11 protein-coding genes are annotated in these 12,246 nt (G+C 63.5%); 3 read left to right on the forward strand and 8 right to left on the reverse strand.

From position 1 onward, the window contains the following. Positions 1-47: 47 nt before the first annotated feature. The 6 genes from AB4099_RS03390 to AB4099_RS03415 are packed head-to-tail and all read right to left on the reverse strand — an operon-like array spanning position 48 to position 6,438. Positions 48-923, reverse strand: coding sequence for an alpha/beta hydrolase (locus AB4099_RS03390; protein WP_441477027.1), 876 nt, complete (start codon positions 921-923; stop codon positions 48-50). Further along, the gene (locus AB4099_RS03395; RefSeq protein ID WP_441477028.1) at positions 920-1,927 is read right to left on the reverse strand and encodes an ABC transporter ATP-binding protein; all 1,008 of its coding nucleotides are present in this window, start codon (positions 1,925-1,927) and stop codon (positions 920-922) included. The genes AB4099_RS03390 and AB4099_RS03395 overlap by 4 nt, the downstream gene beginning before the upstream one ends. Beyond that, complete coding sequence (locus tag AB4099_RS03400; protein WP_069879500.1) at positions 1,924-2,904, reverse strand: ABC transporter ATP-binding protein; 981 nt, start codon at positions 2,902-2,904, stop codon at positions 1,924-1,926. Before AB4099_RS03400 ends, AB4099_RS03395 begins: the two co-directional genes overlap by 4 nt. After that, a complete protein-coding gene (locus AB4099_RS03405) occupies positions 2,901-3,809 on the reverse strand; it encodes an ABC transporter permease (RefSeq protein ID WP_113510936.1) in 909 nt (302 codons plus the stop codon). The genes AB4099_RS03400 and AB4099_RS03405 overlap by 4 nt, the downstream gene beginning before the upstream one ends. Continuing rightward, entirely contained in the window at positions 3,806-4,783 is a 978-nt protein-coding gene (locus AB4099_RS03410) for an ABC transporter permease (RefSeq protein ID WP_441477029.1), read from the reverse strand. Before AB4099_RS03410 ends, AB4099_RS03405 begins: the two co-directional genes overlap by 4 nt. Positions 4,784-4,824: 41 nt before the next feature. Then, positions 4,825-6,438, reverse strand: coding sequence for an ABC transporter substrate-binding protein (locus tag AB4099_RS03415; protein ID WP_113510962.1), 1,614 nt, complete (start codon positions 6,436-6,438; stop codon positions 4,825-4,827). 95 nt (positions 6,439-6,533) lie between these two features. Between AB4099_RS03415 and AB4099_RS03420 the strand changes: the two genes are divergently transcribed. Together AB4099_RS03420 and AB4099_RS03425 are read left to right on the forward strand one after the other, a co-directional pair. Beyond that, on the forward strand, positions 6,534-7,406 hold the full coding sequence (locus AB4099_RS03420; RefSeq protein ID WP_113510938.1) for a MurR/RpiR family transcriptional regulator: 873 nt from the start codon (positions 6,534-6,536) through the stop codon (positions 7,404-7,406). Between the two features lie 448 nt (positions 7,407-7,854). After that, a complete protein-coding gene (locus AB4099_RS03425) occupies positions 7,855-9,354 on the forward strand; it encodes a sensor histidine kinase (protein WP_441477030.1) in 1,500 nt (499 codons plus the stop codon). A 16-nt stretch (positions 9,355-9,370) separates the two neighbouring features. Here the strand turns inward: AB4099_RS03425 and AB4099_RS03430 are convergent, their stop codons facing one another. After that, complete coding sequence (locus tag AB4099_RS03430; RefSeq protein ID WP_113510940.1) at positions 9,371-10,045, reverse strand: response regulator; 675 nt, start codon at positions 10,043-10,045, stop codon at positions 9,371-9,373. A gap of 319 nt (positions 10,046-10,364) precedes the next feature. Here AB4099_RS03430 and AB4099_RS03435 point away from each other — a divergent pair, with 319 nt between their 5' ends. Further along, complete coding sequence (locus tag AB4099_RS03435) at positions 10,365-11,747, forward strand: aminotransferase-like domain-containing protein (RefSeq protein ID WP_441477031.1); 1,383 nt, start codon at positions 10,365-10,367, stop codon at positions 11,745-11,747. A gap of 54 nt (positions 11,748-11,801) precedes the next feature. Here AB4099_RS03435 and AB4099_RS03440 read toward each other — a convergent pair whose 3' ends face one another. Continuing rightward, a complete protein-coding gene (locus tag AB4099_RS03440) occupies positions 11,802-12,200 on the reverse strand; it encodes a DUF983 domain-containing protein (protein ID WP_162767923.1) in 399 nt (132 codons plus the stop codon). Positions 12,201-12,246: the final 46 nt, after the last annotated feature.

Genomic DNA, 12,246 nt, shown 5'->3' on the forward strand with positions numbered 1-12,246 from the left:
TTTCGGATCCAAATCGTAGCGGATGCACGCCGCGACGAACAAGAACCTCAGAGAACCGGAGCGGCCTGCTGGCCCAACTCCTCGGCTGAGGGAATACGGCCGCCCTCGAACCAGTAGGCCGCCGCGGCACGCGACATTGCCGCGCCGTCATGGCCGATTCCGTTCACCGTGATCAACTGCCAGTTGCAGGGCAGCCCGAGCCGGGCCGCCTCGCGCTTGGCGAAGTCGAGCATGAAATGAGCCCGCCCGTAGCGATGCGGCCCCTGAGCCAGCGCCTCGGCCTGCGACGGCAGGTTCGGATCGGCGGTAGCGATGTCCTGGTCTCCCGCGAAAATGATCATCGGATAGGCAAGCCAACGCGCCAGCGCCGCCTGATCCAGTCCGAGCTCACCGAGGCCTTCCGGAAAACTCCTGTCGAGGCAAGGCAATGTATACCAGCCCGGATTGGAGGCCATCGCCGCCTCGAAGGGCTCCGCGCCTTGCGTCGCCAGCATCCGATGGACGAACTGACCGCCGGCCGAATGGCCGAAGATGCGGATCACCGGACGATCGATCACGCCGCCAGCGCGCAACGCCTCGAGCACGCGTTGCGGCACGGAATAGAGCCAGTTGTCGCGTGCCGCGATCGTATCGCCGGCCTCGAGTACGAGCCCGTTATTATAGCCTTCGGCCTGCGGAAAATACGCGTTGGAGAAGGTCGGAGCCACGATCAGGATGCCGTGCTTCTCCGCGGCATCGATCCAGAAGTCGCGGTATTCGTCGCCATTGCGCAGCATGCCGTGCTGCACGACCACCACCGGGTCGTTCGGCTTATGGCCGGCGGGGCGATAGATATTGACCTCGAGCGGCCTGTCGGGGTGGAAGCGATCGACGAATGGCAATGTGCTGCGGCCGATAGCGGGCGTGAGCGAAGCGGTGGTCATGCGGTCTCCGGGGCCTTGTGCAAATGGCATGCGGCGCTGCGGCCGGGTGCGATCTCGGTCAGCTTGGGCCGGACCTCGCGGCAAACGGGCATCGCGAGTTCGCAGCGCGGGTGGAACGGGCAGCCTGACGGCGGTGCGAGCGGCGACGGCAACTCGCCCTTCAACGGCTGGAAATCCCGCTTGCGACCGGCCGCGGACGGAATCGCCTTGATCAGGGCCGCGCTATAGGGATGGGCCGGTTCGGCGAAGATGGCAGTGGCAGATCCGATCTCGACGATCCGCCCGAGATACATGATCGCGACCCGGTCGCTGATATGGCGCACCAGTCCAAGGTCATGGCTGACGAAGAGATAAGTCAGCCCGTGCCGCTCGCGGACATCCATGAACAGGTTGACGACCTGCGCCTGGATGGAAACGTCGAGCGCCGAGACCGGTTCGTCGCAGACCAGGAAGTCAGGCTTCACCGCGAGCGCGCGGGCAATGCCGATGCGCTGGCGCTGGCCGCCTGAGAACTGGTGCGGATAGCGCTCGCGATAGGCGAGATCGAGCCCGACCTCGGTCAGCGCCTGGTCGACAGCAGCCTCGATCTCCGCCTTCGGCAGCAGCTTGTGGACGCTCAGCGCCTCGCCGACGATCCGGCTGACCTTCATGCGTGGGTCGAGCGAAGCGTAGGGGTCCTGGAAGATCATCTGGACCTTCAGCAGGAAATTGAGTCGATCCTTGCCCTTCAGGCCGACCACCGGCTTCTCTTCGTAGATGACCTCGCCCGAACTCGGCTTGAGGATGCCGGTGGCGACACGCGCCAGCGTCGACTTGCCGCAACCGGACTCACCGACGAGCCCGAGCACCTCGCCACGCTTGACGCTGAGATCGACGCCATCGACGGCCCGCAGCGCCGGCGGGGCCTTGCCGCGGCCGGTCGCCATCAGGATGCGTTCCGCCAGAGTGGGACTACGGCGGAAGTGTTTGGTCACACCCTTCAGTTCGAAGACGGGCGCGCTCATGCTGCCTCTCCCTGCGGAACCGGGTTGTGGCAGCGGAAACTGCGCTCGGCGGTCCCGGTCGGTGTCGGATCCTGCTCCGCGCAGATCGGTTGGACACGGTTGCAGCGGGGACGGAATGGGCAGCCGCTCGGGCGCCCATCGATCCGAGGTGCGACGCCGTCGATCTGGTTCAGGCGTTCACCCGGCTCGACCATCGCGGCCGAGGAATTCAGCAGACCAAGCGTATAAGGATGCCGCGGCTGATCGAGCACGGAGTCGACAGGACCGATCTCGACGACACGGCCGGCATACATCACGGCGACCCGGTCCGCGAGTTCGGCGACGACCGCGAGATCATGGGTGATCCACAACACCGCGGTACCGGTTTCACGGCTGAGCTTCTGGACCTCGAACAGGATCTGGCTCTGGATTGTGACGTCGAGCGCGGTAGTCGGCTCGTCGGCGATGATCAGGTCGGGTGCATTCAGCAATGCAGTCGCAATCGCGACGCGCTGGCGCATGCCGCCCGAGAACTCATGCGGGAACTGCTTGAGCCGCGCCTCCGGCGACGAGATGCCGACGCGTGCCAGCGCCTTGGCCGCCTCGCTCAGCGCCTCCGCGCGGCTGCACTGGCGATGCTCCAGGATCGCCTCGCTCATCTGCTCACCGATGCTGAGCACCGGGTTCAGCGTCATCAGCGGATCCTGGAAGATCATGGCGATACGGTCGCCGCGCAGCTTGCGCAGCCGCTCTTCGGACGCCTCGCGAAGATTCTCACCGGCGAAGGTGATCTCGCCGGCAACGATCTCGCCCGGCGGATCGATGAGCTGGACCAGCGAGAAACCGGTCACCGACTTGCCGGAACCGGATTCTCCGACCAGCCCGAGCACCTCGCCGCGCGCGACGCTGAGATCGACGCCGTCGACAGCCGGCCAGGCGCCATCGAGCGCGTGGAAGACGGTCCTGAGCCCCCGGACCTCGAGAAGCGGAGCACTCATGAGCGCACGTTGAAGCTGCGGCGCAGGCGGTCGCCGACAAGATTGAGCGACATGATGAGCAGCACCAGCGCGATGCCGGGGAATACCGCGATCCAGTATTCGCCGGAGAGGAGGAATTCGAAGCCGTTGGCGATCAGCAGTCCGAGCGAAGGCTGCGTCACGGGCACGCCGACGCCGAGGAAGGACAGGGTCGCCTCCAGCGTGATCGCGCTCGCGATGCTGATCGAGGCCACCACGAGCACCGAGCCGACCGAGTTCGGCAAGAGATGCGCCAGCATGATATGTCGGGTCGGCAGGCCGAAATTCAGCGCCGCCTCGATATACTCCTTGCGGCGCTCGACCAGGGCAGCAGCGCGCATCAATCGTGCATATTGCGCCCATTGCACCAGCACGATCGCGAAGATCACCTTGTCGACGCCGCGGCCGATCGAGGCGAGCAGCACGAGCGCAATCAGGATGGACGGAAAGCCAAGCATGAAGTCGACGACGCGCATGATCACGGCATCGACCGCGCCGCCGAACTGGGCGGCGAGCAATCCTGCAGTGATCCCGATGACGAGCGCGCCCGCGGTCGCCGTGAGGCCAACCATCAGGCTGGTTCGCAGCCCGTAGAGGATCGCGCTCAGCATGTCGCGGCCCTGGGCATCGCTGCCGAGCCAGTAAGTGATGCCGGTCATGCCGCTGTCACCAGGAGCCAGCCGGTTGTCCATCACGCTCAGCGCGGCGAGGTCATGCGGGTTCTGCGGCGCGATGACGGGAGCGAGCACAGCGAGCATGACAAGGATGCCGAGCAGGATCGCGGCGCCGCGCGTCGTCGGCCGGTTCCGGATCCGGCGCAGCACCTTCTCGCGCAGGGGCGTGTCGGCATAGGCCGGCACGACAGGGGCTTTCGCCGGCGCGCTCATGCCATGTCTCCAGTCAGCTTCACGCGCGGATCGAGCGCGGCATAGAGGATATCGACGAGGAAGTTCACCGTGACGAAGAGCAGGGTCGCCAAGAGCACATAGGCGACGACGACCGGCCGATCGAGCTGGTAGATCGAGTCGATCAGGAGCTTGCCCATGCCGGGCCAGGCAAAGACCGTCTCGGTGATGGTGGAGAAGGCGACGAGGCTGCCGAACTCGATGCCGACCACCGTCACGACCGGGATCAGGATATTGCGCAGCACGTGCCGACCGACGATGCGCTTGCGGCGCACACCTTTGGCACGGGCATATTTCACATAGTCCTGCGTCATCGTCTCGGTCGTGCCGGCCGCGACCAGGCGGATCATCAGTGCCGTATTGGGGATGGCGAGATTGAGCGCCGGCAGGATCAGATGCTGCAGCCCGTCCAGCGTGAGCAGGCTGGTCTGCACGCCGAGCACGGAGACGGTTTCGCCGCGACCCGCCGTCGGCAGCCAGCCAAGCACGACCGCAAAGAGCAGGATCAGCATCATGCCCTTCCAGAAATTTGGAAGGGAGTAGCCGAGCACAGTGCTGGCCATGATGATCCGCGATGGGCGGCTGTCGGGATCAAGTCCCGCGAGCAGTCCGAGCGGCACTCCGACCGTGACGGCCAGCGTCATCGCCAGCAGCACGAGTTCGAAGGTCGCGGGCAGACGGGCGAGGATCAGCTCGATCGCGGGCACGCCATGCACGAAGGAGCGCCCGAGATCGCCCTTCAGGGCATTGCCCATGAAGGTGAAATACTGCTGCCAAACCGGCAGGTCGAGGCCGAGCCGTTTGATCAGGGCCGCGCGCTCGGCGGCACTGACCTGTGGCGAGACCAGGAGCTCGATCGGGTCTCCGATGCCATAGACGGCGAAGAAAACCACGACCGAGACCGCGAGCAGAACGATGACGCTCTGGATCAGCCGCTGCAAAACATAGGCGGTCATTGCGTTTAATCGACTCTGCTACGCTTACTGGATGACTGGACTTACTTGGCGACCGGCTTCACCGACATCGCCAGCATGAACTGGTCGGCGCGGCCGGTGACATTCAGGTCGGACTTGAAGGCCCAGATGCCGCTTTCGAAATGCAGCGGGATGAACGCACCGTCGGCGAGCACCAGCTTGCCGGCCTCCTGCAGCAGTTCAGCGCGCTTGGCATCGTCGAGCGTCGTCACGGCAGTGCGGATCACCTTGTCGAACGCGTCGTTCTTGTAACCGCCATAGTTCGAGCCGCCGAGGGTCTTCTCGTCGTTCGGGGTCGGCGGCCACTGGCGCAGGAAGGACGCGGCCTCACCGGTGCCGGACCCCCAGCCGCCGAGCGCGACGCTGAATTCCTTCTTGGCGCGGCGCGGGAAATAGATCGCGCGCGTCATCGCATCAACCTCGGTCTTGATGCCGATCTGGGTCAGGTACTGCGCGACAGCCTGGGTGATCTGGCTGTCATTGATGTAGCGGTCATTGGTCGAGGACAGCGTCAGCTGGAAGCCCTTGGCATAGCCTGCCTCGGCCATCAGCTTCTTGGCGGCAGCCGGGTCATAGGCCAGCTTCGGCGGGTTCGGCAGCGTGCCGAACATGCCGGTCGGCAAGAACTGGTAGGCCGGCTCTGCCGCACCGTCCATGATCCGCTTGACGATCGCGTCACGATCGATGGCGAGCGACATCGCCTTGCGGACGCGGGGGTCCTTGAGCGGGTTCTTGCCGTCTTCGGCTTTGACGAAGGGGCTCTGGTCGCGGGCCACGTCGAGCTGGAAATACATCACGCGGGTCGAGGGCGTAACGACATGGCCGAAGCGCTTGTCACCCTTGATCCGGCCAAGGTCGCGTGCTGCGGGGTTCTCGATGACATCGTAGTCACCGGCAAGCAGTCCGGCGAGGCGCGGGCCGGCATTGGTCACGGGCAGCAGGCGCACGGTCGCCCAAGGTTCGGCTTTGCCCCAGTAGCTCGGGTTACGCTCGAGTTCGATCGACGAGCCGCGAACATAGGATTTCAGCTTGTAGGGGCCCGTGCCGATCGCGAGGCTGCCGTCATTGAAACCGCTCACGGCCGGCCAGGCGCCTGTCACGCCGCAGTTCTTGGGAACGTCATAGCTGATCGGGCCATGCTCGACGATCGAAGCCGAGAGAATGCTGAGGCTCGAAAGCAGGTTCGGCATCAGCGGTTCGGGATTGATCGTGTTGATGATCAGCGTGTGAGCATCGGGCGCCTCGACCGACGCGAAGTTCCCGGTGATATCGGCGAAGGAATCGGAGACCTTGGTCTCGTTCTTCAGCGTGCGGCAGAACGTGAAGACCACGTCTTCCGCGGTGAAAGGCTTGCCGTTCGAGAAGGTGACGCCCTGGCGCAGCTTGAAGGTCCAGCGGTTCTTGCCGTCATTCTCCCAGGAATTGGCGAGGCTGGGATGGAGCTTCTGCTTCTCATCCTGACGCACGAGCGAGTCGAAGATGTGCTGGGCCAGCGCATTGTTCGGCGTGAGATCATGGTAATGCGGATCGACAGCCGTCGGCTCCGAAGCCAGCGCAATGCGCAGGGTCTGGGCCCAGGCCGGCGCGGCGGCAAGACAGGTTCCGGCCAAAGCCGCAACCATTAAGGATTTACGCATGGTGATCTCCGCTCCCAATGTGAACCATTTTGACAGCTTCATTTTCGTTGGGTAGCAAACATGAAAATATTCGAACGTCAATCGGGTGGAGACGCATGTCCCAAGGCTTGAAGCCGACGACCGATCTCTCGAACCGGATCGCCCGGGTCTACCCGTCCTTGAGCAATGGGCATCGGCGCGCAGCCGATTTCGTGCTGCAGCACCCGCTCGACGTCGCCACCATGACGATCGAAGGACTTGCCGAAGGCAGCGGCACCTCCAACGCCACCGTCACACGCTTCGTCCGCGCTCTCGGCTATGGAAACTATGGCGAATTCCGTGCGGCCTTGTCTGCGGCCCTGAAATTCGCGCTCGATCCTGTCGACAGTTTTGCGGGCGCACGCTCGGCCGCGGGCTCGACCTTCGCCACCTTTGTCGACGCCCTCTCCGACCAGTCGGCCAATCTGCAGGCCGCGCGGGACGCCCTCGACGAGGCGACCACGACACGGGCGATCGAGGCCCTGCTCAAGGCGCGCCGCGTCTTCATCGCCGCCTCGGGAGCGAGCCATCATGTCGCATCCTTCCTTGAGGACGGGCTCGCGCTCTATCTCGACGCCGATGTGACCTTCGCGTCCTCGCGCACCGGACCGGAGCGCGCCATTCGTCACATGCTCTCGGCCAGGCCCGACGACCTCGTCGTCGCGATCTCGGTGCCGCGCTATTCGCGCACGACGCTCGACCTCGCCGCCTTCGCAAAGAAGCGTGGGTCGACTTTGCTGGCACTGACGGACGGCCCCACCTCCCCGCTCGCCCATATCGCCGACATCACGCTCTTCGCCCCGGCCAGGAACCGGCTTCTGCCGAACTCGCCAACCGCGATCTTCGCGCTGGCGGACGCCCTGATTACCGCGATCGCCCGCGAGCGACCTGATGCAGTCGAAGCACTGAAAGGCCTGAGCGAGAGCCTCCTCTGGACATTTCACCACTGAGGGGAGCTTCCCCGAGCTCCCGCCGGCAGGCGGAGATCAGGCAACAAGTCTACTCCTCGGCACCGACAATGGCGCTTCGCGCAAATGAAGAGGCGTCGCCAGACCAATTCAATCGAAATGAGAGCCATTCAGGCTCTCGCGCAGCAGCACGATGACAGTGCCACCATTCGATCCGGGCACGCCACGGTGTATCGGCGGCTTTGTCGTTAGGCGACCTAGACAAGAGTCGAGTCCGGCGAGGCCATTCATGGCGCAGAATTTCTACGCTATTTTAAAAACTATCTGACTCAAGAAAATTAAAAATCACGTCGAATTCTCGTCTATCGCCAGAACATTGGTATTGGCGCAAGAGCGAACAAATTGCTATTCTTCTAATCTGGAACACGCTGAAGACACGGCCTAGCACCGAGACGATCGCGCACTGGATCAATGCCACGATGGATTGTGGATGAATGACCGGGTGAATGACAAGTACACAGCAGGTTCCCAGACGCAGGGCGGAGGAACTGACACGACGGTTGGAGACGGAAAGAACTGGCGCTGGCCCGCCGCATTCCGCAACGCAATCCTGCAACGCTGGAACGCCCTCTCCCTCGAACGCCAGTTCCTCCTCACCGCCGCCTTGGCCGTCGGTCTGTCCATGGCTGCGCTCGGCTATTGGGTCGAGAGCCGAATTCGCTCCGGCTGGATTCAAGGCATGGCGGAAACGGGAGCGCTCTATCTTGAGGGATTTCTGTCGCCGCATGTGCAGGGGCTGGATGCCTCGAACGCATTGCCGCAGGAAAGCCGCGAGCAGATCGAGGCACTCCTCGTCAATACCAGCCTTGGCCGCCACGTCGCGATCATCAAGCTATGGGACCTCAACGGGAACCTGATCTTCAGCACGAGCAAGGTCGAGTCCCACGGGAAGCTGCCGGCAGGTGACATCAAGAGGATCATGGCAGGCAACGTCGTCGTCGACACCGACCTCGATGATGACGGTGACGAGCTCAGAGCCCTGAAGCTCAAGCCAAAGCTGATCGAGATCTATGCTCCGATCTACAGGGAGAAGACCAGGGACATCATCGCAATCGGAGAATTCTACGAGTTCAGCCACTTCATGAATCGAGAGATCTCCAGCGTCCGATACGCGACATGGTTCCTCATCGCGAATGTCGCCATCGTCATCGTCATCCTGCTGCATGTCATCGTCAAACGCGCAAGCCGAATCATCAGCAGCCAGCAGGCTCTTCTCGAACAGAACCTGGCGCGGGCGGAAGCCCTGGCGAAGCGGAACAATGCGCTCAGGCGGGCAGCGGACCGGGCCAGGCTCAACGCCACCGTTCTCAACGAGACCTATCTTGCCAGCATTGGCGCGGACATCCACGACGGGCCGATCCAGCTCCTCAGCCTGATGATGCTGAAGCTGCCCTCTACGGCAGATCGGGCGAGCGGGACCGTGGCGCCCGCAGCCCATGCTCACGGCGAGCTCGAACCCCTGATCCAGCAAGTCCTCTCGGATCTGCGCAACCTGTCGTCAGGACTGGCGTTGCCCGAGGCAGAGAATCTCTCTCTCGCAGAGACCATCAATTTGGCCATTACCCGCCATGAGCAGCAGACGGGCACACATGTCCTTCGCAACGTCGCCGAACTGCCTGCGCAGGTTCCCGTCGCCATCCGTTTCTGTTCTTACCGGATCGTGCAGGAGGCGCTGACCAACGCCTATAAACACGCCGGGGGGCGGGGGCAGAAGGTCGAAGCCCGCATTGGCGACGATATGCTCGAAATCTGTGTGTCGGACAGCGGCAGCACCTTGCCCATCCAACACCGTGACGCGCCACTCGGCGGTGGCGGCCTGGGGGTGCGGGGCATGGACAGCCGCATCAAGGCATTGCGCGGCCAACTCACCGTAAGCCGCCTGCCCTCAGGCGGAACAGAAGTGCGCGCCACGCTGCCCATGCGGTCCTGACGGCGCGATCTCAACCCTAGCGAGGCCTTGCCGGATCCCGCGCCTCCGCGCCCGGCGGAACCAGCCTTTGCGCCGCAATCACAACCTCCAGACGATTCCTGGCGTTCAGCTTGTGCATGAGGTTGGTCATGTAGCCCTTGATCGTTTTCTCGCTCAGCGAGAGGGCCCGGGCAATCTCTCGATTCTGCTTCCCGCACAGGAGAAGCCTCACGATCTGATCCTCCCGCACACTCAGCCGGGTGCTTTGCGCCGCCCTCTTTTCCAGCGCCTTGCTTTGCAGCGCACCGATCACCTTGGTGGCGAAGGCTGGCGTGATATAAATCTCGCCTCGCCGCGCCGCTTCGATCGCGTCGAAGAGATCATCGGCCGGACTGCCCTTGAGGACGTAACCGCTGGCGCCGGCGTCGAGCGCCTGAATGGCATGGTCGGTGCTGGTCGATGCGGTGAACACCACCATCTTCATGTGAGGCGCCGCCTTCGATGCGTCCGAAATTGCCTGAAAAGCGTCGCCGGCCATGTTCAGATCGACAATCATCGCATCAGGTTGATGAGTTTCCGTAATCGCGGTGATGTGATCGGCAGCCGAACCGGTCGCGACGAGCGAAAAGCCACCTTTGCGTTGCAGCAGCGCAACGATTCCTTCGGTCAGAAGCGGATGGTCATCTACAACCGCAATCGATATGCCATCCATCGCTGACCTCCCCCAATTCTATGCCGCGACGCTGAGAGCATGCTGGCTCATTTACAGCCGCCTGTAAATGACTTGGTGAACGAAGGGTTAACTTATGTTGTCTTCGCTCGAACGCTCGTCTCAGGAACCGCCCGCGCCTAGATTTTGCACGAATACCTGGGAATTAATGTGATCTAGGTCACAGACCACACTGGGTTAGCGCTGATCGCTTGATCCACTGCTTTGCCCCAACGCTTTGGCATTCCATTGGCTTGCCGTGTTCGTCTCGTGTATCGTATGCAGACATTAGCCTACAATGCATGGAATCCGGAGGGCCGGCATGGCGCGGAGCGACGAGACAATGCAATGGATCCGCCAACTCGATCCATCGGCAGGCCCACGTTACCTCCAGATCGTCGAGCTGATTGCCCAGGCCGTCGCAAATGGCACCCTGCGCCCTGGCGACCGGCTCCCACCGCAGCGGCAGCTCGCCAAACTTGTCGACGTCGATCTGACCACGGTCACCCGAGCCTATGCAGAGGCAAGACATCGCAATCTGCTCGACGCGGTAACCGGGCGCGGCTCCTTCATCTCGACGCGGAAGGAACAGTCGGGTCCGCTCATCGACCTGAGCATGAACATTCCCCCGCCCCCGAAGGGCATACGCCTTGCTGAGATGATGCAGCGAGGTCTCGCAGAGGTCCTGTCGCGATCCAGCGCCGATTTGCTGATGACCTATCATGTCGGAGCGGGTTCGCTGGCGGACCGGGCAGCCGGCTGTGCCTGGCTTGAGCCGGTTCTCGGGCGGATCGAACCCGCGAGGCTGCTGGTCGCCCCCGGCGCGCAGCCGGCACTCGTGGCACTGGTCAACCAGCTCGCAAGACCGGGCGAGGCCATTCTCGTCGAGGCCCTCGCCTATCCCGGCCTGCTTGCAGCGGCGAGGCTGGCGGGTCGGCGACCTGTCCCCGTCGCGACCGATGAAGAGGGTCTTCTGCCGGACGCCCTCGAACGGGCCATTGCTGAATCCGGAGCAAAGCTGCTTTGCGTAACGCCGACGATCCAGAATCCGACCACAGCAACAATGCAGCCTGCGCGACGCGATGAGATCGTGCGGATCGCGCGGGCAAAACACCTCAGGATCATTGAAGACGACCCTTACAGTTTGCTCGCCGGCGATGCTCCGCCGCCGCTGGTCGCCCTCGCTCCGGAGCGGACCTATCATGTGGCTACGCTGTCGAAGGTTCTGACGCCAGGGCTGCGTACCGCCTTCGTCGTCCTGCCGCCGGACGAGAACCGCGACGCGCTCGTCGCGATCCTGCGGAGCATTGCGCTCATGCCGCCGCCCCTGATGACGGCGCTTGCAACCCACTGGATCCGGATCGGTGCCGCTGGCGACCTGCTCGACGGGGTGCGCCGCGAGGCTGCGGCCCGCCAGGAACTGGCGCGCTCCATCCTGCCGGATTCGGCCCGGCATCACCCGAACGGTCTGCATATCTGGCAGCCGCTACCGGCGCATTGGGATCGCTACCGCCTGGTCGAGGCAGTTCGTCAGGAAGGCCTCGGCGTTACGCCATCGGATGCATTCAGCGTCGAAGGCGAGGCCCCAGACGCGGTCAGGATTTCTCTGGGTGGCGTGCCGGAACGCGGGCGTCTCGCCCATGCCCTGAAGACGCTGGCCGCGATCATGATCAATGAGCGCTCGCAGCATCAGTGGATCGTCTGACGAGGTCGGGAGCGCGCAAGCAAAGCGTCCACGACGCCGTCCCTTCCTCCGTGGTCAGGCCGGCGTCTTCTCGCCCTTGGGGCGAGCCAGCCGGCCTTCCTCTGCCTTGTGGAAGAACTGTGCCGCGACGAGCCAGCCCTTCAACGGCTGAAGCGGTGGGATGCAGGTCAGCAGGATCAGCGGCAAGGTGGTGACGAGATGAACCCAGGCCGGCGGCTCATAGGCCATTTCGAGCCAGAGCGCGAACACCACCGCCGGAATGCAGACGAACATCATTACAAAGAAGGCCGGGCCATCGGCAGGGTCCGCAAAGGAATAGTCGAGACCGCAGACCTCACATTTCGGCCGTAGCTTCAGAAAGCCTTGGAACAGGTGGCCCTGTCCGCAACGCGGACACCGTCCGCGCAGACCAGTCTGGGCAGGCGAGAGGGGTGGCCATTCATGGTCGGACACGAGAACAACTCCTTGAAGCCAGCATTGAGCCGCCAGCGTCGCACAT

Source organism: Allobosea sp. 2KB_26, from assembly GCF_052115715.1.
Taxonomy (GTDB): domain Bacteria; phylum Pseudomonadota; class Alphaproteobacteria; order Rhizobiales; family Beijerinckiaceae; genus Allobosea.

Excerpts from the sequence above, each read along its gene's own strand:
- AB4099_RS03390 (WP_441477027.1), bottom strand. The coding sequence starts at position 923 with ATGACCACCGCTTCGCTCACGCCCGCTATCGGCCGCAGCACATTGCCA.
- AB4099_RS03395 (WP_441477028.1), bottom strand. The coding sequence starts at position 1,927 with ATGAGCGCGCCCGTCTTCGAACTGAAGGGTGTGACCAAACACTTCCGC.
- AB4099_RS03400 (WP_069879500.1), bottom strand. The coding sequence starts at position 2,904 with ATGAGTGCTCCGCTTCTCGAGGTCCGGGGGCTCAGGACCGTCTTCCAC.
- AB4099_RS03405 (WP_113510936.1), bottom strand. The coding sequence starts at position 3,809 with ATGAGCGCGCCGGCGAAAGCCCCTGTCGTGCCGGCCTATGCCGACACG.
- AB4099_RS03410 (WP_441477029.1), bottom strand. The coding sequence starts at position 4,783 with ATGACCGCCTATGTTTTGCAGCGGCTGATCCAGAGCGTCATCGTTCTG.
- AB4099_RS03415 (WP_113510962.1), bottom strand. The coding sequence starts at position 6,438 with ATGCGTAAATCCTTAATGGTTGCGGCTTTGGCCGGAACCTGTCTTGCC.
- AB4099_RS03420 (WP_113510938.1), top strand. The coding sequence starts at position 6,534 with ATGTCCCAAGGCTTGAAGCCGACGACCGATCTCTCGAACCGGATCGCC.
- AB4099_RS03425 (WP_441477030.1), top strand. The coding sequence starts at position 7,855 with ATGAATGACCGGGTGAATGACAAGTACACAGCAGGTTCCCAGACGCAG.
- AB4099_RS03430 (WP_113510940.1), bottom strand. The coding sequence starts at position 10,045 with ATGGATGGCATATCGATTGCGGTTGTAGATGACCATCCGCTTCTGACC.
- AB4099_RS03435 (WP_441477031.1), top strand. The coding sequence starts at position 10,365 with ATGGCGCGGAGCGACGAGACAATGCAATGGATCCGCCAACTCGATCCA.